General features: G+C 63.6%; 19 protein-coding genes. 6 read left to right on the top strand and 13 right to left on the bottom strand.

The genetic code is table 11. The features are described 5' to 3' along the window. Nucleotides 1–189 precede the first annotated feature (189 nt). Nucleotides 190–786 carry a hypothetical protein gene (locus QCE58_RS24495; protein WP_250521551.1) on the bottom strand — a complete coding sequence of 199 codons (597 nt, stop codon included), beginning with the start codon at nucleotides 784–786 and terminating at the stop codon, nucleotides 190–192. A gap of 259 nt (nucleotides 787–1045) precedes the next feature. Here QCE58_RS24495 and QCE58_RS24490 point away from each other — a divergent pair, with 259 nt between their 5' ends. Further along, on the top strand, nucleotides 1046–2209 hold the full coding sequence (locus tag QCE58_RS24490; RefSeq protein ID WP_250521550.1) for a metallophosphoesterase: 1164 nt from the start codon (nucleotides 1046–1048) through the stop codon (nucleotides 2207–2209). A gap of 210 nt (nucleotides 2210–2419) precedes the next feature. Here the strand turns inward: QCE58_RS24490 and QCE58_RS24485 are convergent, their stop codons facing one another. The 5 genes from QCE58_RS24485 to QCE58_RS24465 form a co-directional block, all read right to left on the bottom strand. Continuing rightward, complete coding sequence (locus tag QCE58_RS24485; protein ID WP_250521549.1) at nucleotides 2420–3466, bottom strand: patatin-like phospholipase family protein; 1047 nt, start codon at nucleotides 3464–3466, stop codon at nucleotides 2420–2422. 61 nt (nucleotides 3467–3527) lie between these two features. Further along, nucleotides 3528–4109, bottom strand: a complete 582-nt coding sequence (locus tag QCE58_RS24480; RefSeq protein ID WP_008353837.1) for a hydrolase — start codon at nucleotides 4107–4109, stop codon at nucleotides 3528–3530. 38 nt (nucleotides 4110–4147) lie between these two features. Further along, complete coding sequence (gene msrB / locus QCE58_RS24475; protein ID WP_008353838.1) at nucleotides 4148–4627, bottom strand: peptide-methionine (R)-S-oxide reductase MsrB; 480 nt, start codon at nucleotides 4625–4627, stop codon at nucleotides 4148–4150. 42 nt (nucleotides 4628–4669) lie between these two features. Further along, entirely contained in the window at nucleotides 4670–5431 is a 762-nt protein-coding gene (locus QCE58_RS24470; protein WP_008353839.1) for an ABC transporter permease, read from the bottom strand. Next, nucleotides 5428–6354 (bottom strand): ABC transporter ATP-binding protein, encoded by a 927-nt coding sequence (locus QCE58_RS24465; protein ID WP_008353841.1) that lies wholly within the window; start codon nucleotides 6352–6354, stop codon nucleotides 5428–5430. Before QCE58_RS24465 ends, QCE58_RS24470 begins: the two co-directional genes overlap by 4 nt. 117 nt (nucleotides 6355–6471) lie before the next feature. Between QCE58_RS24465 and QCE58_RS24460 the strand changes: the two genes are divergently transcribed. Continuing rightward, nucleotides 6472–6957 carry a 2,4'-dihydroxyacetophenone dioxygenase family protein gene (locus QCE58_RS24460; RefSeq protein ID WP_250521548.1) on the top strand — a complete coding sequence of 162 codons (486 nt, stop codon included), beginning with the start codon at nucleotides 6472–6474 and terminating at the stop codon, nucleotides 6955–6957. Between the two features lie 89 nt (nucleotides 6958–7046). Further along, nucleotides 7047–7898: a 3-hydroxybutyryl-CoA dehydrogenase gene (locus tag QCE58_RS24455; protein ID WP_008353844.1), complete on the top strand. Its 852-nt coding sequence runs from the start codon at nucleotides 7047–7049 to the stop codon at nucleotides 7896–7898. Here the strand turns inward: QCE58_RS24455 and QCE58_RS24450 are convergent. Both QCE58_RS24450 and QCE58_RS24445 read right to left on the bottom strand, forming a co-directional pair. Next, a complete protein-coding gene (locus QCE58_RS24450) occupies nucleotides 7886–8836 on the bottom strand; it encodes a glutathione S-transferase family protein (RefSeq protein WP_008353845.1) in 951 nt (316 codons plus the stop codon). The genes QCE58_RS24455 and QCE58_RS24450 overlap by 13 nt on opposite strands. 55 nt (nucleotides 8837–8891) lie before the next feature. Beyond that, nucleotides 8892–9854 (bottom strand): alpha/beta hydrolase, encoded by a 963-nt coding sequence (locus tag QCE58_RS24445; protein WP_309780481.1) that lies wholly within the window; start codon nucleotides 9852–9854, stop codon nucleotides 8892–8894. A gap of 106 nt (nucleotides 9855–9960) precedes the next feature. Between QCE58_RS24445 and QCE58_RS24440 the strand changes: the two genes are divergently transcribed. After that, complete coding sequence (locus QCE58_RS24440; protein ID WP_008353847.1) at nucleotides 9961–10875, top strand: LysR family transcriptional regulator; 915 nt, start codon at nucleotides 9961–9963, stop codon at nucleotides 10873–10875. A gap of 73 nt (nucleotides 10876–10948) precedes the next feature. On the opposite strand, the gene QCE58_RS24435 is transcribed toward QCE58_RS24440, so the two are convergent. From QCE58_RS24435 to QCE58_RS24425, 3 genes are read right to left on the bottom strand one after another with little or no spacing between them, the layout of a single operon-like run. Beyond that, the gene (locus QCE58_RS24435) at nucleotides 10949–11596 is read right to left on the bottom strand and encodes an ankyrin repeat domain-containing protein (RefSeq protein WP_250521546.1); all 648 of its coding nucleotides are present in this window, start codon (nucleotides 11594–11596) and stop codon (nucleotides 10949–10951) included. Between the two features lie 3 nt (nucleotides 11597–11599). Then, nucleotides 11600–12223, bottom strand: a complete 624-nt coding sequence (locus QCE58_RS24430; RefSeq protein ID WP_250435545.1) for a cytochrome c — start codon at nucleotides 12221–12223, stop codon at nucleotides 11600–11602. Further along, nucleotides 12223–13962: a PQQ-binding-like beta-propeller repeat protein gene (locus tag QCE58_RS24425; RefSeq protein ID WP_250502757.1), complete on the bottom strand. Its 1740-nt coding sequence runs from the start codon at nucleotides 13960–13962 to the stop codon at nucleotides 12223–12225. Before QCE58_RS24425 ends, QCE58_RS24430 begins: the two co-directional genes overlap by 1 nt. A gap of 342 nt (nucleotides 13963–14304) precedes the next feature. Here QCE58_RS24425 and ydiK point away from each other — a divergent pair, with 342 nt between their 5' ends. Beyond that, nucleotides 14305–15477: an AI-2E family transporter YdiK gene (gene ydiK, locus QCE58_RS24420; protein WP_250435543.1), complete on the top strand. Its 1173-nt coding sequence runs from the start codon at nucleotides 14305–14307 to the stop codon at nucleotides 15475–15477. A gap of 191 nt (nucleotides 15478–15668) precedes the next feature. Continuing rightward, nucleotides 15669–16211, top strand: coding sequence for a DUF6572 domain-containing protein (locus tag QCE58_RS24415; RefSeq protein WP_008353854.1), 543 nt, complete (start codon nucleotides 15669–15671; stop codon nucleotides 16209–16211). Nucleotides 16212–16299: 88 nt separating this feature from the next. On the opposite strand, the gene QCE58_RS24410 is transcribed toward QCE58_RS24415, so the two are convergent. Both QCE58_RS24410 and QCE58_RS24405 read right to left on the bottom strand, forming a co-directional pair. Then, the gene (locus QCE58_RS24410; RefSeq protein WP_008353855.1) at nucleotides 16300–17010 is read right to left on the bottom strand and encodes a hypothetical protein; all 711 of its coding nucleotides are present in this window, start codon (nucleotides 17008–17010) and stop codon (nucleotides 16300–16302) included. 114 nt (nucleotides 17011–17124) lie between these two features. Continuing rightward, a complete protein-coding gene (locus tag QCE58_RS24405) occupies nucleotides 17125–18237 on the bottom strand; it encodes an enoyl-CoA hydratase/isomerase family protein (RefSeq protein WP_250521545.1) in 1113 nt (370 codons plus the stop codon). Between the last annotated feature and the right edge of the window lie 7 nt (nucleotides 18238–18244).

Below are 18244 nucleotides of genomic sequence, written 5' to 3'. Positions count from 1 at the left end.
GAATTCGCCCGGCAATACAGCCTCCGGCCCACGGCCGAAGGCTCATGAAAGACCGAACACTAACGCTCGGCACTGTCCAAGAAATCCAAGCGGTTCAAAAAACACCCCAAATCGTTGAACGGGTGTCCAACTTTTGGGGTGCAGTTCATTTCGTGCCGAGGCTTTTTGCCGTTTAGAACGTCCTGCCGATCATTGTGCCGACTTCACTTGCACCGCCGTCGCCGACACGTACACCGCGTGGATCGTGTCGCCCTTCTTCAGCTTCTCGGCAGCCATGCCCGGCGTGAGGTCGAGCGTCTCGGTGCGCCATGCGCCGCGCAGCGTGATCTTGCGCTTCTTCACGTCGACGCTTTCGACCGTCGCGATCGTCTCGATGCGGCGCGTCGCATCGAAACCCGTCACGCCGTCGGCACCCACGGTCGGCTGATAGGTCGTCGTATCGATGCGCGTACGGTCGCCCTTGGCCGCGCCCGTCACTTTCTCGGCGCTGACGAGCAACGCGGCCTTGTAGGTGACGTCGATCTGGTCGCCGACTTTCAATTGCTCGAAGCCTTTGACTTCCTTGCCCACCTGGACGGTCGAATCACCGTTCGCGCCGCGCACCATCAGCGCGCGATTCGCGCGATCGATGCCGACGATCTGCGCCCGGATATGAACCGGCTGCTCCTGGCTCACGACTTGTTCCGCGGTCGCCGCCAGCGTTCTGTCTTGCGCGAGCGCCGTGCCCGTCGAAGCGACGATTGCGGACAGGGAAAGGATTGCAGCGGCACACAGTTTCAGATTCATTGAATGGACTCCTCGAATAAAAACGCGATGCGGAAATTCCGCCGTGCGACTGTCGCAACGACAGTCGAGGCGGCGTATTTATAACGTCCGCGCCGCGTGCGCCGAGCCATTCGAACGATATATTACGATTCGCCATCTTCTCCGCGACGCGCGTCGACAAAGGCGCGCCCGGCGTCTAACCGGTAGAATCGGCCCCATATCCGCCACGGGCGCGCGCCGCCCGTCTCCTTGCCGCTTCCCCGATCTCTCCAGGAGCGCTATGCGACGCTCGGCATTCTTTCTCCGCTTCATCGGCATCGGCGTTCTGTTTCATATCTATGTGGGCGTCCGGCTCATCCCGGATGCGCCCGTCGGCCTGCCGCTCAAGGTGCTGGCGGCGCTGTTGCTTGCGGTATCGGTCATCACGATTCCGCTCGGCATGGCGGCCCGGCAGATCGAACCGCAGTCGCTTGCGGATCGCCTCGCCTGGTTCGGGCTGACGGCGCTCGGTTTTTTCTCGTCGCTGCTCTTGCTGACCTTCGCGCGAGACGTGATGCTCCTCTTCGTGCATCTCGCCGACTGGCTGCGCGGCGCGCCCGTCGGTTCGCCGATGCTCGTCGGCTATAGCGCGCTCGCCGTGCCGCTCCTCGCCGTGCTCTTCTCCGCGATCGGTTTCTACAACGCGCGGCGGCGCGCGCCGGTCGTCAGCGTGGATGTGCCCATCGACAATCTCCCGGCCGCGCTCCAGGGTTTCACGATTGCGCAGATCAGCGACATCCACGTCGGCCCGACGATCAAGCGGCACTATGTGGAACGCATCGTCGCCGCCGTGAACGGGCTCGAACCTGATCTCATCGCCGTGACAGGCGATGTCGTCGACGGCAGCGTGCCGAATCTCGCCGATCACACACGCCCGCTCGCGGGCCTCAGCGCGCGGCATGGCGCGTTTCTCGTCACCGGGAATCACGAATATTACTCAGGCGCGGACAAGTGGATCGCCGAATTTCGGCGCCTCGGCCTGACCGTGCTGCTCAATCAGCATGTCGTGCTGAATCATGACGGCGCTCAGGCCGTGGTCGCGGGCGTCACGGATTTCAGCGCGGGCAGTTTCGATCCGGCGCATCGCAGCGATCCCGCGAAGGCGATCAGCGGCGCACCCGACGACGCCATCGTGCGCGTGCTGCTCGCGCACCAGCCGCGCAGCGCCACGGCCGCCGCCGAAGCGGGCTTCACGCTACAGCTCTCGGGGCACACGCATGGCGGTCAATTCCTGCCGTGGAATTTCTTCGTGCGGCTGCAACAGCCGTTCGTCGCCGGACTCGTTAAGTTCAACGGACTGTGGGTCTATACGAGCCGTGGAACCGGCTATTGGGGACCGCCCAAGCGGCTGGGCGCGCCTTCAGAGATCACGCTGGTTCGACTGGTTGCGGCTACGGCCGCATAAAAAAAGGGACGCGCGCCGTAGGGTGCGGCGCGCGTCCAGCGCTCGGGGACAAGCGCTACTCCCGATCACGGTGATGAACGGGCAACTCGATTGACGGGCGGGGCCCCGCCAGCGAGTAAGTGAAAAATAGGCGAACAGAAAAACCGAGGACATAAGAAATCTCCTAAACAATGAAACGCAGTTCGATTGTCACGGAGTCCGAATCTCCACTCACGCTTTCGCCGACATCGCCGCGGGCGTCGTCGCATAGACGCTTCTGTGCGGGGCGGTGCCCTCGCGCGGCCAGTGGGAGCGGGCGTCGAAGAACCATTCCGCGCGCTCGCGTCCCTTGCGCATCAACGCATGAATCAGCGCCGGATTGCGATCGAGCTTGGATGCATAGTCGAGCGGCCCGGGATAATCCTTCGCGTGGAGATGCATCTCCACGACGCGAACCTTGATCGGCTTGTAGCGCTTTTCGAGCGACGCATCGGCTGCAAGCAGTTCGTTCACGCGCGTCGTGAAGTAAAGCTCCTGCCCGAGCGCGAGATTGCCGGACAACTCGTTGCGACGGTCGATGATCTCGTTCATCGATTCAGGCAACTCGCGCCGATACTGCGGATTGATCTGCACGACCCAGATTTCGTCGGGCCGCGAATCGAGCGCGAAGTCGGTAAATTCGCGCACCGGCGGATTGCTGCTGAAGAGGCCGTCCCAGCACATGCGCCCATCGGCCGCGACCGCGCGATACAGCGGCGGCACCGCAGCCGAGGCGACCAGTTGGTCCTGATCGAGCCTGTCGCCGGGAAAGATCACGCGGTCGCCCGAACGCACGTCCGTTGCGCCGACGAGAAGCGTCGGCTTCGCGCGCAGTTGCGGATCGGCGGGAAGCGACGCGAAAGGCAGATGCTTGGCGAGCAGTTCGCGCAGGCGTTCTTCGGCTATCGGCGGATACAGATACGGACTGATCTCCGCATTGACGGGCAAGCGTGCGTACCACGTACCGACCGCGTTGACGACGATATCCGGCCCGTCGCGCGCCTCCAGATCCTTCCAGAACGCGGCGAGACGCCGCCTGGCGTCGGGCGGGCCGCCGAGCAGCAGTCCGCACCACGCGAGCGCGCTGCACATCGCGCCGCCCGACGTGCCGGACAGCGCCACCAGTTCGAAGCGGTTGACGAACTCGCCGCTCAGCAGCCGGTCGAGCACGCCCGCGGCGAATGCCGCATGGCTGCCGCCGCCCTGACACGCGATCGCTACTTTGGGAATGGCCGCCATCGCCGCACCTCTCGCGTCCGTCGATATCGGACGTACGCTACAGGATAGGCGACGCGCGCCGCTATGCCAGCGCGGCGAGCACCTGCTGCGTCGAACGAATGCGCCCGATGCGCGGAAAGATGTAGCGGCAGGTCGATTCGTGCGTGTCGGCGTTGAGATCGCTCATCGCGTCCTCGACAAACACTTGCTGATAACCGCGCTCGTGCGCGCCGCGCGCCGTCGAATCGACGCCGATCGCCGTCGCGATGCCGCCCAGCACGATCGTGCCGATGCCGCGCCGGCGCAGATGCGAGTCGAGGTCGGTATTGTAGAACGCGCCCCACTGCCGCTTCGTGACGACGATATCGGTTGCTTGCACGTCCAGTTCCGCGCACAGGTCGCTCCAGCCCGCCGGCTCCGGCGCTTCCTGCGCCTGACCTGCGTCGGTGATCGGCCGCAAGCCGCCGGGGGCGTTCGGAAACGCGACCTTGACGAACACGACCGGCGCGCCGAGCGCGCGAAAGCGGTCGGCGAGCGCGCGCGCATTGGCGAGCACGCTCGCGGCGGAGTGAGGTTGCACGGGCAAGGCGGCGATGCCCGCCTGCAAATCGATCAGCACGAGCGCGGTCTTCGCGGCATCGAGCTTGAGTTCAGGTGCGTTCATGGCGAGTCGGCTAGAAATGGATGGATGACTGCGCGTTGTCAGGCTTCGTCGTGCAGGAATTCAAGCGCCGCGCCGTTCATGCAATAGCGCAGGCCGGTAGGTTTCGGACCGTCGTCGAAAACGTGGCCGAGATGCCCGCCACAGCGCCGGCAATGGACCTCGTTGCGCATGTGGCCGGTTGCGTCCGCGTGCGTCGCGACTGCGCCATCGACCGGCTTCCAGAAGCTCGGCCAGCCGGTGCCGCTATCGAATTTCGTCGCCGACGAAAACAGCGCGGATCCGCATCCCGCGCACGCGTACGTGCCGTCGCGGCGTTCCTTGAGCAGCGGGCTCGAGAACGGCGGCTCCGTGCCGCCGCGCCTCAGCACGCGGAATTGTTCCGACGACAGACGGCGCCGCCAGTCCGCGCTGGTGTGATCGATTTCGTACGATCTGGCGGGCGCCGAGGGAAAGCCGCCCGTGAAGGCGGCCGCCATCGCACCGAGAAAATTGCGCTTCGTGCGCCTCATGATCTTCATACGATGAACGCCCTCATGCCTTGGTTGACAGCCGGCGCCGCGCTACGTCTTGAACCGGTATCCCGTCTTGAAGATCCACGCGACGATCGCGATAAACACCGCAAGAAACACCAGCGTCATGCCGAAACTCACGCCGACGTGGACATCGGCGAGTCCGTAAAAGCTCCACCGAAAGCCGCTGATCAGATAGACGACCGGATTGAACAACGCGACCGCCTTCCAGAACGGCGGCAGGATATTGATCGAATAGAAGCTGCCGCCGAGGAACGTGAGCGGCGTGACGATCAGCAGCGGAATGATCTGCAGCTTCTCGAAGCCGTCGGCCCAGATGCCGATGATGAACCCGAGCAGACTGAACGTTACCGACGTGAGTAGCAGAAAGACGATCATCCACACCGGATGATCGATTCTGAGCGGCACGAATAACCGCGCGGTCAGAAGAATGATGAGCCCGAGAATGACGGACTTCGTCGCCGCCGCGCCGACATAGCTCACGACGAGCTCGAAGTACGACACCGGCGCGGACAGCAATTCGTAGATGGTGCCCGTGAACTTCGGGAAATAGATGCCGAACGACGCATTGGCGATGCTTTGCGTCAGCAGCGACAGCATCACGAGGCCGGGCACGATGAACGCGCCGTAGCTGATGCCGTCGACTTCCGGAATGCGCGAGCCGATGGCCGCGCCGAAGACGACGAAATAAAGCGATGTGGAAATGACCGGCGACACGATGCTTTGCATCAGCGTGCGCCCGGCGCGCGCCATCTCGAAACGGTAGATCGCGCGAACGGCGTATAGATTCATTTGGCTTCCCTGACGAGGCTCACGAAAATATCTTCAAGCGAGCTTTGCGTCGTTTGCAGATCCTTGAAACGCACGCCGGCTTCGTCGACGTGACGAAGCAGCGCAATAATGCGGCCCGGCTCGTCCTGCGCGTCATATGTGTACGTGAGTTCGCCGCCGTCCGCCGAACGCGCGAGGCCGTAGGGCTGAAGCTGCGTCGGAATTTCGGCGAGCGGATGTTCGAGTTGCAGCGTGAGCTTCTTCTGCCCGAGCTTGCGCATCAGCTCGCGCTTTTCCTCGACGAGCACGATTTCGCCGCGATTGATGACGCCGATGCGATCCGCCATCTCCTCCGCTTCCTCGATGTAGTGCGTCGTCAGGATGATGGTCACGCCGTTGCCCTGCAGCTCTCGCACAAGGTTCCACATGTCGCGGCGCAATTCGACGTCGACGCCCGCGGTCGGCTCGTCGAGAAACAGAATCTCCGGTTCGTGCGCGAGCGCCTTCGCTATCAGCACGCGCCGCTTCATGCCGCCCGAAAGCGTCATGATCTTGTTGTCCTTTTTCGCCCAGAGCGACAGCGATTTCAGCACCTTCTCGACGTAAGCCGGATTCTTCGGCCGCCCGAAAAGCCCGCGGCTGAACGACACGGTCGCCCAGACGGTTTCGAAGGCGTCGGTGGTGAGCTCTTGCGGCACGAGACCGATCATCGCGCGCGCGGCGCGATAGTCGGTGACGATATCGTGACCGGCGACGGTCACTTTGCCCTCGCTCGGATTGACGATGCCGCAGACGGTGCTGATGAGCGTCGTTTTGCCCGCCCCGTTCGGGCCGAGCAGCGCAAAAATCTCGCCGCGACGGATTTCGAGGTTGATGTCCCTGAGCGCGCGAAAGCCCGACCCGTAGGTCTTGGACAGATTGGAAACGGTGATGATGGTCGACATGGCGTGGACGATAGCAGATACCGCGCCTTCCGGCTTGAATGAAGGGGTCGGCCATTCGGCCAATGTTCGACGCGCGCGGCAGTGCATAAAATGGCCGTTCCCGAAAGGAGCTACATCATGCTGTTCGAACAGATCCAGACCTCGTGCCTCAACGACGCCGACCTGCCGTGGGTGCCGTTCACGCCGTACAGCGAGCGCGTGCTCGTCAAGTATTTCAAGCTCGACCCGGTTCGCGGCGAAGTCATCGCGATGATGAAGGCGCCGGCGAAAGGCGAGATGCCCCGTCATCGTCATACGGGAACCGTGATCGTCTATACGGTGCAGGGGCGCTGGAAATATCGCGAGCACGAGTGGATCGCGGAGCCGGGCAGCATCGTGTACGAGACGGCGGGTTCGAGCCACACGCCCGAGGCGCTGCCACCGGATTCGGGGGGCGCGGACATCGTCACGCTCAATATCATTCAGGGCGAACTGCTGTTCGTGAACGACAAGGGCCACGTCGTCGCCGCCGAAAACTGGAAAAGCGGACTCGACCGATACCTTGCGTTTTGCGACGCAAACGGCATCGCGCCAAAAGATCTGACCGCCTTTTCCGCTGGTTAGAATCGATGCCAGGACGCGCCTCGCGCGCTTTCGACCCTTTCCGGTTTGCCGGCCGCACGCGCCGGCGCAGATCAAGGAGGAGCAAAAGCATGAAGATTCAGACCGTCGGCATCGTCGGCGCAGGAACCATGGGCAACGGCATCGCGCAGGTCGCCGCCGTCGCGGGCTTCAAGGTCGTGATGATCGACGTCACCGACGCCGCGCTCGCAAAAGGCATCAAAACGCTGACGGGCAGCCTCGAGCGGCTCGTGTCGAAGGACAAGCTGGAGGCATCGGCGCGCGACGCGGCGTTGACGCGCATCGAAACGTCGACCGATTACGGACGTCTCGCCGCAGCGGACATCGTCATCGAAGCCGCGACCGAGAACGCGGAGCTCAAGAACCGCATTCTGAAGCAGATCGAAGACGCCGCGCGCGCCGATGCGATCATCGCGTCGAACACGTCGTCGATTTCGATCACCGCGCTCGCCGCGACGCTCGCCACGCCCGAGCGCTTCATCGGCATGCACTTTTTCAATCCGGTGCCGCTCCTGCAACTCGTCGAAGTGATTCGCGGCGTGCAGACGAGCGATGAAACCGCGTCCGCCGTGCGCGAACTCACCGAGAAGCTCGACAAATCGCCGATCGGCGTGCGCAATTCGCCGGGCTTCGTCGTCAACCGCATTCTCGTGCCGATGATCAACGAAGCGTTCTTCGTGCTGTACGAAGGCGTCGCGAGCGCGGAGGAAATCGACGCCGGCATGAAGCTCGGCGCGAATCATCCGATCGGACCGCTCGCGCTCGCGGACCTGATCGGCCTCGACGTGTGCCTCTCGGTGATGGACGTGTTCCTCAAGGACTTCGGCGATTCCAAGTACCGCGCCTGCCCGCTGTTGCGCGAGCTCGTGTCGGCGGGACGCCTCGGTCGCAAGACGAAGCGCGGCGTGTATCAGTACGATTGAGAAGCGACGAAATCGAGCACCGGTCCGGCGGGCACGATGCCCGTCGGATTGATCGTCCGATGGCTCTCGTAGTAATGCCGCTTGATGTGCTCGAAGTTCACGGTCGCGGCGATGCCCGGCATCGCGTAAACGTCGCGCACGAACTTTGACAGATTCGGATAATCCGCGATGCGCCGCAGATTGCACTTGAAGTGGCCGAAGTACACGGCGTCGAAACGCACGAGCGTCGTGAAGAGGCGAATGTCGGCTTCGGTGAACCGGTCTCCTGCGATATGGCGGTGCGTGCCGAGGCGTTCTTCGAGAAAATCGAGCGTCTCGAAGAGCGGCATCACCGCTTCCTCGTAGGCGGCTTGCGTCGTCGCGAAACCCGCCTTGTAGACGCCATTGTTGACCGTGTCGTAAATGCGCGCGTTGAGCGTGTCGATCTCTTCGCGCAACTCGCGCGGATAGTAATCGCCCGGCTTCGCGCCGATGCCGTCGAACGCCGAATTCAGCATCCGAATGATTTCCGACGACTCGTTATTGACGATCGTCCCGCGCTGTTTGTCCCACAGAATCGGCACCGTGACGCGACCGGTGTAATGCGGATCGGCGGCGGTGTACACCTGATGCAGATAGCGCGCGCCGTTGATCGAATCGGGCACGACGCCCGGCGCGTCGTCGAAGGTCCAGCCGTTTTGGAGCATCAGCCAGTTGACGACCGATACGTCGATCATCGCTTCCAGCCCCTTGAGCGCGCGCATGATGAGCGTGCGATGCGCCCAAGGGCACGCGAGACTCACATACAGGTGATAACGCCCTGCCTCGGCCTTGAAGCCGGTATCGCCGTCCGCCGTGACCCAGTTGCGAAACGCCGCGTCCTTGCGCACGAAGCGTCCGCCCGTGGATGACGTGTCGTACCACTTGTCCTGCCATTTTCCGTCGACGAGCAGTCCCATTTCGATTCTCCTTGCGTGGGGTGGCGCAATCGGCGCGCCGCGGCATTCATATCAATCAGTCTTGTTCGATGAAGCGCACGAGTTGCGCCATCGTCGCGTCCGGCGCTTCTTCCATCAGCCAGTGGCCCGCGCCCGGCACGACCACGCCTTGCACGTTCGTCGCGACGAGCTTCGCCTGATCGATCAGAAACGTGCCCGACGCGCGCTCGCCGGTGAGGACGAGCATCGGCATCGGAAGCGGCGTCTTCGCGAACGCGGCAAAATCGTCCGCGTCTTGCGGGAACGCATGAAAGTATTCGAAACCCGCGCGCATGCGGCCGTTGCGCGCGTATTGCGCCGAATAATAGCGGCGATCGGCTTCGCTCACCGAATGCGCGGGATCGGCGGCGAAGTCGTTCCAGAAGTGCTCGAAGAAAACGCGCTCGCGTCCGCGAGCCAGCTTTTCGGGCGTGTCGCCGTAGAAATTGAAGTGCCATTTATCGCGCAACAGCCAGACTTTCTGCCAGTCGCCGACGCCCGGCAGAAACGCGTCCATCAGCACGATGCTTTCGACTTCGTCGGGATATTGCGCGGCGTACGCATACGCGACCATCAGCCCGATGTCATGCCCGACCAGCTTCACCTTGCGATAGCCCAGCGCTTGCACCATCGCGTGAATGTCTTGCGCGAGCGTCTTCTTGTCGTAGCCGGCAGCGGGCATCGCCGAGCCGCCCGCGCCCGGCAGATCCGGCGCGATTACGACGCGCTCACCGCCAAGACGCGTCATCAGCGGTTGCCACATGCGGCTCGTTTCCGTGTAGCCATGCAGGAGGACGACGGGCGTCGCGTCGCCGTGTCCAACTTGCAAATAGTGCAGTTCGACGCCGTTCGCATCGATCGAGCGGGAGTGGATCGCGCTCGCGGCAGCGACGGGTTGCGGCGGGCGCGGCGCGTTCGTGGCATACGCGGACGGTTGCAGCGCAGCGGCGGCGACAAGCACGCCAACGGCGCGGCGGATCGTGTGCAGGAAGGTTTTCATCGTTCAGCTCCATCGAAGGTTCGGTTATCCGATGACGCTCAGGTTGGACCCCCGCCGCGCTTTTGCCGTACGATCCGGACGATGAACTCGTTCGATGGAGTCGAACATGTTGTCAGAGGAAGAACTCTCGCTGCTCGATGCGATTCGTGAAACCGGCAGCTTGTCGCGCGCGGCGGCGCGGCTCGGCAAGGCGCCGTCCACCGTGTCGCACGCGGCGCGGCAACTGGAAACACGTTTCGACGCGCTGCTCTTCGACCGGCGGCGTTATCGGCTGCAACTGACGCCCGCCGGACATCTTCTCGCCGATGAAGCCTCGCGCCTGATGCTCGACGTGTCGCGGCTCACGCAACGCGTGAAGCAGGTCGCGAGCGGCTGGGAAGACCGGCTGTGGCTCGTCTGCGATGAAATCCTCGAATTCGAGACGCTGCTGCCGGTCGTGCAGGCGTTCGACGCGCTCGGTTCCGGCGTGGCGCTGCGCATCACGCACGAAGTGCTCTCCGGCACCTGGGAAGCGTTGCGCGACGGCCGCGCGGATCTGATCGTCGGCGCGACCAACGAGCCGCCCGCGATTCCCGGTCTGCGCTGGTTCGAGCTCGGCGTGATGCAGTGGGTGTTCGCCGTGTCGCCGCGTCATCCGCTCGCGAGCGTCAGCGGGCCGCTCAAGCGCGAGCAGATCGCGGCGCATCGTGCGGTTGTCGTCGCGGATTCGTCGCGTTCGGCGGGCCGCGCTTACGGCGTGCTCGGCGGTCAGGCCGCGCTCGCCGTGCCGACGATGCGCGCAAAAATTCTCGCCCAGCGGCAAGGCCTGGGCACGGGCTGGGTGCCGCGGTATCGCGTGCAGGCGTTGTTTGCGCGCGGCGAACTCGTCGAAAAGGAAACCGCCGATCCGCGCGAGCCGAACGTGTTGTATGTGGGCTGGCGCGGCGATCACGAAGGCCGCGCGCTGCAATGGTGGATCGAGCAGTTGCGGCAACCGCGTCTCGCGCAACGTCTCGTCGATGGCATCGACGCGTTCGCGTGACGCGGCCGCGTGTTCGCGAAACGGCCGAGGCCAGCGATTTGCAGCGCGTCGGCGCGCAACGCACCCCGGCCGATTAACCCTTCGACAGCAACTCGACGACGCGCATCGAATGCGTCTGCTCGGCGATGTCCATCGCTGTCAGGCCGCGATCGTCGCGCAGATCGCGTTTCGCGCCGCGCGCGAGCAACATCGACGCGGTTTCGTCGCGATCGTAGCCTGCCGCCCACATCAGCGCGGTCAGATGATTGCGATACGCCGCGTTCACATCGACACCGGCATCGAGCAGACGCTGCACGATCGCCGTGCGCCCCTGCCCCGCCGCGTATTCGATCGCCGTCTTGCCGACGCGATCCGTCGCGGCGACATCCGCGTGACGCGCGATCAACAGCGCGGCGATTTCGTCGTTGCCGTCGAAGGCCGCGGCCATCAGCGGCGTGATGCCCTGCACGTTGGCCTGGCTGACGTTCGCGCCGCGCTCGATCAGCATGCGCGCCATCGGCGCGAGGCCCTTCTTGCACGCGCTGATGAGCGGCGTGTCGCCGATGCGATTGCGCGAATCGATCGCCGCGCCTTCATCGAGCAAGCGCGCGACGGACGCCTGATCGCCTTCGCGCGTCGCGGAAAGCAGGCGTTCGTTGAGCGTGTAGGCGTCCTCTTGCGCGTAAGCGATCGCGCATGTCATCGACAGGAAAATGGTCAGCAAGCGTAGGCGTTTTGTCATGCGTCATTGCAGATTCGCGATGTAGTTCGCCAGATTCTCGATGTCCGCGTCGGTCAGATTCTTCGACACGCTCGTCATGTTGCCCGCGTCGTTGGTGCGCTTCCGGTCGCGGAAGTCCTGCAACTGCTTCACGATGTACGGATACTGCTGTCCCGCCACGCGCGGGATCTCGTTCTGCCCGGAGAAGCCGCCGAGGTGGCACATCGTGCACAGAATCTCTTCGGACTTCTTCCTGCCCGCTTCCACTTTCACCGGGTCCGCCTTGAAATCGGCGGCGATGGGCTTTTGCGCGGCGAAGTAATCGGCGAGCACGTGCATGTCGTCGGGCGTGAGATTCGCGGCCATCGGCGACATCCGCGGATCGCTGCGGCGGCCCGCCTTGAAGTCGCGCAATTGCAGATAAATGTAGCGCGACGTTTGCCCCGCGAGCGACGGATAATCGCCCGTCGTCGAATTGCCGTTGATGCCGTGGCACGATGTGCAGATGGCGGCCTTCGTCGCGGCAGCCGTCTGCGCGTCCGCGGCGCGCGAGAGCGACGGCAGCGACAACAGCAGACACGCGACGAGCCACAGCGCGTAGACGAGCCAGACACGCACGCGTTTCGATCGCTTCGAAGGCGTCATCATCAAGGCAGCGCGAACACGAGCAGGCTGTTGCCGCGCTTGAAGTCGAGCTGCGTGTTGCCGCCCGCCGCGACCGCGATGTACTGCTTGCCGTTCACCATGTACGACACCGCCGGCGCGTTGACCCCCGCGCCGCACTGGAACTCCCAGAGCTTGCGGCCGGTGGCGGCGTCGAAGGCGCGGAACAGGCCGTTGCCTTCGCCGTTGAAGACGAGCCCGCCCGCCGTCGCGAGTACGCCGCCGATCAACGGCTGATCCGTCTTGAAGCCCCACGCGATCTTGCCGGTATCGACGTTCACCGCAACGAGCCTGCCCCATTGCTGCTCGGAAGGAATCACCTTGAACGCGCCGCCGAGCCACAGCTTGCCGCCGGGGTACGCGACTTCCTCGACCTGATACGTCATCGGCTGATGCAGGTTCGCCGCATACGCCATGCGCGTCTTCGGGCTGAAGGCCATCGGCGACCATTCGACGCCGCCGTTCGCGCCCGGCAGCATCCGCGCGCCGGTGGGCGTCGGCAGTGTCCACACGCCTTCCTGCGGAATCATCGCTTCGGAGACGCGAATCAGCTTGCCGTCGCGGCGATCGTGCACATAGACGAAGCCCGTCTTGCCGCCGTGGATGATGCCCGGAATCATCTGCCCGTTCTTGTCCTTCACGTCGATGAGAATCGGCGGGCTCGCCGCGTCGAGATCCCATACGTCGTGCGCGATGTACTGGAAGTGCCACTTGTACTTGCCGCTGTCGAGATCGACGGCGACGAGCGAATCGGTATAGAGATTGTCGCCGGGACGAATCGCGCCGTAGAGGTCCGGCGACGGATTGCCGACCACGAAGTACACCGTGCGCGTCTTGCGATCGATCGCGGGCGCCATCCACACGCCGCCGCCGAGCGTTTTGTTGAAGTCGCCGCCCTTCTCCGCGAGCGTCTTCTTTTCCGCCGCGATGTCGCGCTTCATGTTGCGGCCGACGGCGTCGTTCTCGGCCCAGACGCCTTCGCTGCCGGTATCGGGAATCGTGTAGAACGTCCACAGCAACTGGCCGGAGTTCGCGTCGAACGCCTTCACGAAGCCGCGTATGCCGTACTCGCCGCCGTTCGTGCCGATCAGCACCTTGTCTTCGACGACGACGGGCGCCATCGTCTCCGAATAGCCTTCTTCGGGATCGGCGATCTGCGTCGACCAGAGCACGTTGCCGGTCTTCGCATCGAGCGCGACGAGCTTCGAATCGAGCGTGCCCATGAAGAGCCGGTCGCCCGAGATCGCCACGCCGCGATTGTTCGGACCGCAGCAGAACGTCGTGACCGGACCCATCTTGTGCTTGTAATGCCAGAACTCCTTGCCCGTGACCGCGTCGATCGCGTAGACGTGGTTGTAGGACGTGGTCAGGAACATCACACCGTTCGAGACGATCGGCGCGGTTTCCATCGACTCCATCACGGCGGTCTGGAAGATGAACGCCGGTTTGAGCTTGGCGACGTTCGACGTGTTGATCTGCGTCGCGGGCGCGTAGCGCGTTTCGGCATACGATCCGTTCGAATGCAGCCACGACGCGCTGTCGCCCGCGGCGCCGTCGAGCTGCTGCTGCGAGATGGATCGCAGCGAGCTCGGGACTGGCGAGGCTTGCGTCGTGTTGGCGTTCTGGATTTCGTCGGCGGCTTCGATTCCGGGCGATGTCACGATCCCGAAAGCACCGACGGCAACAATGAGCGCAACGAGCGAGGTACGGGAAAAACCGGCCATGTCAGTCTCCCAAATCGTTCTTGTGTGGGCCTCGTTATGCGCGGCGGAACATTGCGTGCCCTCTTCTGCGCCCGCAAAAAAGAATAGGCAATTTAAAAATGCATTTCCAGATTTCGTTAAACGCGCGCGTTCGTTTCGGCACGCGCTGCACGAAGGGTATTTCAGGGGAAGACGGGCGCCGATTTTTAGTAGTATGGATTGGCGTGCCGTTATGATTGCGCCCGTCGATGCCGGGAGCGGCTTGCCGGATCGCCGGCTTTCGCTTATCGCTCGTTCATCCTCGTCACGCGCGTGGCCTCTGCGCGGGCGCCGCTTCGATCATCACCTTTATCCGGACGCATCATGCCCATCCTATCCAACGGACAGCCGAATCCGAATCCCCGCCAGCCGGTGGACATCGCGCGCATTCTGCTCGTCATCACGATCCTGACCGCGCTCACGGTCGGCAGTCTCTACGTGCTGCGCCCGTTCCTGCCGGGACTCATCTGGGCGACGACGATCGTCGTCGCGACCTGGCCGCTCATGCTCGCCGTGCAGCGCCGCTGCGGCAACCGCCGCTGGATCGCGACCACCGTCATGCTGCTGATGCTGCTGGTCGTCATCGTGCTGCCGCTCTATTCGGCGATCTCGACGCTCGCGGAGCACGGCGGCGAGATCATGGCCGCCGTCAAGAGTCTGCCGAGCTACGCGCTGCCGCCGCCGCCGGGCTGGATCCATGACGTGCCGCTCGTCGGCGCGCGCGTATCGAAGGAATGGCAGATGCTCTCCGACGCCGGCCCCGGCGGCCTGCTCGCGAAGCTCGAACCCTACGTGACGATCGTCGCGCGCTGGATGCTTTCGCATGCGGCCGTGGTCGGCGTGTTCGTCATGCACATGGTGATCACCGTCATCATCTCCGGGATCCTGTACACCAACGGCGAGGCGGCCGGCCGCTTCGTCACGCGCTTCGCGACGCGCATCGCCGCGCAGCGCGGCGCCGAAGCCGTCAAGCTCGCCGGCCTCGCGATCCGCGCGGTCGCGCTCGGCATCGTCGTGACGGCGGTCACGCAATCGGCGCTCGGCGGCATCGGGCTTGCGGTTGCGGGCGTGCCCGCCGCGGGCATCATCACCGCGGTCATGCTGATGCTCTGCCTCGCGCAGATCGGCCCGCTCCTGCCGCTGCTCGGCGGCGTTGCATGGCTCTTCTGGAACGGATCGACCGTCGTCGCTTCGATGCTGCTCGTGTGGTCGATCATGATCGCGATGCTCGATAACTTCCTGCGCCCCATTCTCATCAAGCGCGGCGTGAATCTCTCGATGCTGCTGATTCTCTCCGGCGTGCTCGGCGGCATGTTCGCATTCGGAATAGTCGGATTGTTCATCGGTCCGGTGATTCTCGCCGTGACGTCGACGATTCTGAACGCGTGGATCAACGAGCAACCGCCGCTGCCGCAAGTCGAAGCGATGAGTAACGAGGAAATCGCGAACACCCCGTCGACGCGGGGTCTCGCGGATACATCGGGAAGACAGGGTTAATTGATAAAGATATTCTCGATTTGTCGCATTTTTTATCGACAATCGGAATGCGCTTAAATCGAGAATTCGGACTCTTACGAAAATGAGATTTTGTGCCGGTTAACACGGTGTTTCACGGTTTTTGGGCGATGCATATCCGTTACAATGCAATCCTTCGTTATTTGCCCGATTGAGGGCGCAGGGGATTGACCATGTCTTTGCGTGACGTGGACGACATCGATTACATCGGAGTGAATATTCTCTTCAAGCGCGTATATGTCGGGCTCTTCGACGATCTGGACTGGCGCGATGAAGAGAAGCATCAGGATTTGCTCACAAAGAAGATCGACCGCTACATCCGTTATATTCGTTCAGGCAAATTGCTGTTGAATTATCCGAAAGTTCGCGGCTATGAGATCGTGGTCGAATACGTGTCGATGCATCCCATGACGCCGTCGGGACTCGAATTCTGGAAATCGCGCGAACGCGTCGTGACCGACGCGGGTTACAAGGTGCATATCCGTGGCGTCGACGTGCGTCATTCGCTCGGCATTTCCGTCGATAAACCGGAGCGCGTCGCAGCCGAACCGGTCGAGCCGCCCGCGCTGGAAGTGCTCGATCCCGACCCGCGCATGCAGCAACTCGCCGACGTCGCCGACGTTTCGTATCTTCCGCCCTCGATGCCCAAATCGGGCCTGCCGCAGGCGCTGCCCCTGCTCAGGCGTCTCGCGATGCGTCAGGCGGCAAGCTACTGAACCAACTCCCGCGATCGAAAAAAGCGGCGTGGCTCGCATGAGCCCCGCCGCTTTTCCTTTGCGCGCGTGATCGCCGCTTCACATCGCGTTACTGCGCGCCGCTCAGCGCCGCTGTCGCGATCGACGGCACCGAAATGCCATTGGTCTTCGCGTACTGCACCGCTTGCGAGAGCGTCTGCATGAGCGACTGCAACTGCCCCGGCGCCGATTGCGCGACATAGCTCGCCGCCTGCACGGTCGACGGATTCGAACCCGCCTCCAGCAGCGACGACATGTTCATCGAATTCGTCACCGAGCCGAGATTCGATTGCAGGCCGGCGTACTGCTTCACGCCCTGCCCGAGCGACGCGAGGCCGTCGCTGAAGGTCTTCTTGCTGGCGGCTGTCGGCGGCGTCGCGGAGCCGTTCGTGAATGCCTGCATCAGCGATTGGGACACGCTCTGCTGCGTGCCGCCGAGTTGCGACAATACGCTCGTGCTCGGAACGGCGTTCCCGCCCGATGCGCCGGAGAGCAACCCCGCCGCCGATTGCGCCTGGCTCGCGACGCTCGACATGCCCATCGCCGAGGCGAGGGTCGACTGCCCGGTCAGCACTTGCTGGTTCGCGCCGACATAGCTTTGCAGAAGCGAATTCAGCGCCGAAGGCTGCGTCGCGCCGTTCGCGCCCGACGTCACGTCGGACTTGCCGCTGCCGAAGCCGAACTGTTGAAGATTGAGTTGTGCGTACGATGCCCCCGGCGCGATTACCGCAAATGCGATCCCAGCCGAAAGAAGCGCCGTTCGATACGTACGATTCGCCATGTTCGGTTCCTCCTCAGAATTGTCCGATGTTCGATAAGCCCGATTCGACCATCGGTCATCTGGACGGTTCGCTGCAGAAACATTTGCTTGCGAAATTCCGTCGAGAGGTCCCGCCTACAGATCGGCGAGCGGATGCATTTCCCTGCGCCACGGCGATGACAGGAAGTGCTGCACGCGCTCGGCGCGCACTTGCGCGAGCGTCGTCGGCGCGAAACGCGGCCGCTCGTCCTTGTCGATGATGAGCGCCCGCACGCCTTCGACGAAATCGCCGTCATCGATCGCGCGGTACACGACGCCGAGTTCCATGCGAAAGCAGTCCGCGAGCGACATCTGACGGCCACGCAAAAGCGCGTGATACGTGACTTCGAGCATCGTCGGCGAATGGCTTTCGAGCAGCGCGAGCGTCGCGCGCGCCCAGTCGGATTCATCCGTTGCGAGCGATGCGACGATGCGTTCCACGCCGCCCGTCGCGCACACGGCGAAATGGCGTTTGATTTGCGCGCGCATATCGTCGAGCGGCGCGTGCCGTTCGATATTCGCGCTCGGCACGAACACGCGCGCCAGTTGCGTCATCGTGTCCTGCGCATCGTCCCAGCGGATAGCTTCGAGACGCTCGACGAAACTGCGCAGCCACGTCGACGGCACGCATTCGTCCGCGAGACCGACACGCCGCGCATCCGCGCCCGACAGACGCGCGCCCGTCAACCCGACGTAAAGCGCGAGGTCGCGCGGCAGCACGCGCAGGAAATGCGTCGCGCCGACATCGGGCAACAGGCCGATGCGCGTCTCCGGCATCGCCATGCGCGTGCGCTCGGTCGCGATGCGCAACGCCGCGCCTTGCGCGAGGCCCATGCCGCCGCCCATCACGATGCCGTCCATCAGCGCGATAACCGGCTTCGCAAAGCGATGCACCGCGAAATCGAGCCGATATTCATCGATGAAAAACTTGAGCCACGGCGTCTCGTGATGCGGATCGTTGCGCGCCGCGTGATAGAGCTTGCGCACGTCGCCGCCCGCGCAAAACGCCTTCTCTCCCGCGCCGCGCAAGACGACCGCGGCGATCGAATCGTCCGCGGCGCATTGCGCGAAACGTTCGGCGAGATGCGCGATCATGCCGTGCGAGAGCGCGTTCAAGGCATGCGGACGGTCGAGCGTGACGATCGCCACGCGGTTCACGACCTCGAAGGCGACTTCGGGCGCGTCGCGTGAAAGTTCAAGCGTGCTCATGAATTCC

It is taken from the genome of Caballeronia sp. LZ028, assembly GCF_031451415.1.
GTDB classification, from domain to species: Bacteria; Pseudomonadota; Gammaproteobacteria; order Burkholderiales; family Burkholderiaceae; genus Caballeronia; species Caballeronia zhejiangensis.
Note: the sequence above shows the minus strand (reverse complement) of the source record. Positions and strands in the feature narration are given on the sequence as shown.

Excerpts from the sequence above, each read along its gene's own strand:
- QCE58_RS24495 (WP_250521551.1), bottom strand. The coding sequence starts at position 786 with ATGAATCTGAAACTGTGTGCCGCTGCAATCCTTTCCCTGTCCGCAATC.
- QCE58_RS24490 (WP_250521550.1), top strand. The coding sequence starts at position 1,046 with ATGCGACGCTCGGCATTCTTTCTCCGCTTCATCGGCATCGGCGTTCTG.
- QCE58_RS24485 (WP_250521549.1), bottom strand. The coding sequence starts at position 3,466 with ATGGCGGCCATTCCCAAAGTAGCGATCGCGTGTCAGGGCGGCGGCAGC.
- QCE58_RS24480 (WP_008353837.1), bottom strand. The coding sequence starts at position 4,109 with ATGAACGCACCTGAACTCAAGCTCGATGCCGCGAAGACCGCGCTCGTG.
- msrB (WP_008353838.1), bottom strand. The coding sequence starts at position 4,627 with ATGAAGATCATGAGGCGCACGAAGCGCAATTTTCTCGGTGCGATGGCG.
- QCE58_RS24470 (WP_008353839.1), bottom strand. The coding sequence starts at position 5,431 with ATGAATCTATACGCCGTTCGCGCGATCTACCGTTTCGAGATGGCGCGC.
- QCE58_RS24465 (WP_008353841.1), bottom strand. The coding sequence starts at position 6,354 with ATGTCGACCATCATCACCGTTTCCAATCTGTCCAAGACCTACGGGTCG.
- QCE58_RS24460 (WP_250521548.1), top strand. The coding sequence starts at position 6,472 with ATGCTGTTCGAACAGATCCAGACCTCGTGCCTCAACGACGCCGACCTG.
- QCE58_RS24455 (WP_008353844.1), top strand. The coding sequence starts at position 7,047 with ATGAAGATTCAGACCGTCGGCATCGTCGGCGCAGGAACCATGGGCAAC.
- QCE58_RS24450 (WP_008353845.1), bottom strand. The coding sequence starts at position 8,836 with ATGGGACTGCTCGTCGACGGAAAATGGCAGGACAAGTGGTACGACACG.
- QCE58_RS24445 (WP_309780481.1), bottom strand. The coding sequence starts at position 9,854 with ATGAAAACCTTCCTGCACACGATCCGCCGCGCCGTTGGCGTGCTTGTC.
- QCE58_RS24440 (WP_008353847.1), top strand. The coding sequence starts at position 9,961 with ATGTTGTCAGAGGAAGAACTCTCGCTGCTCGATGCGATTCGTGAAACC.
- QCE58_RS24435 (WP_250521546.1), bottom strand. The coding sequence starts at position 11,596 with ATGACAAAACGCCTACGCTTGCTGACCATTTTCCTGTCGATGACATGC.
- QCE58_RS24430 (WP_250435545.1), bottom strand. The coding sequence starts at position 12,223 with ATGATGACGCCTTCGAAGCGATCGAAACGCGTGCGTGTCTGGCTCGTC.
- QCE58_RS24425 (WP_250502757.1), bottom strand. The coding sequence starts at position 13,962 with ATGGCCGGTTTTTCCCGTACCTCGCTCGTTGCGCTCATTGTTGCCGTC.
- ydiK (WP_250435543.1), top strand. The coding sequence starts at position 14,305 with ATGCCCATCCTATCCAACGGACAGCCGAATCCGAATCCCCGCCAGCCG.
- QCE58_RS24415 (WP_008353854.1), top strand. The coding sequence starts at position 15,669 with ATGTCTTTGCGTGACGTGGACGACATCGATTACATCGGAGTGAATATT.
- QCE58_RS24410 (WP_008353855.1), bottom strand. The coding sequence starts at position 17,010 with ATGGCGAATCGTACGTATCGAACGGCGCTTCTTTCGGCTGGGATCGCA.
- QCE58_RS24405 (WP_250521545.1), bottom strand. The coding sequence starts at position 18,237 with ATGAGCACGCTTGAACTTTCACGCGACGCGCCCGAAGTCGCCTTCGAG.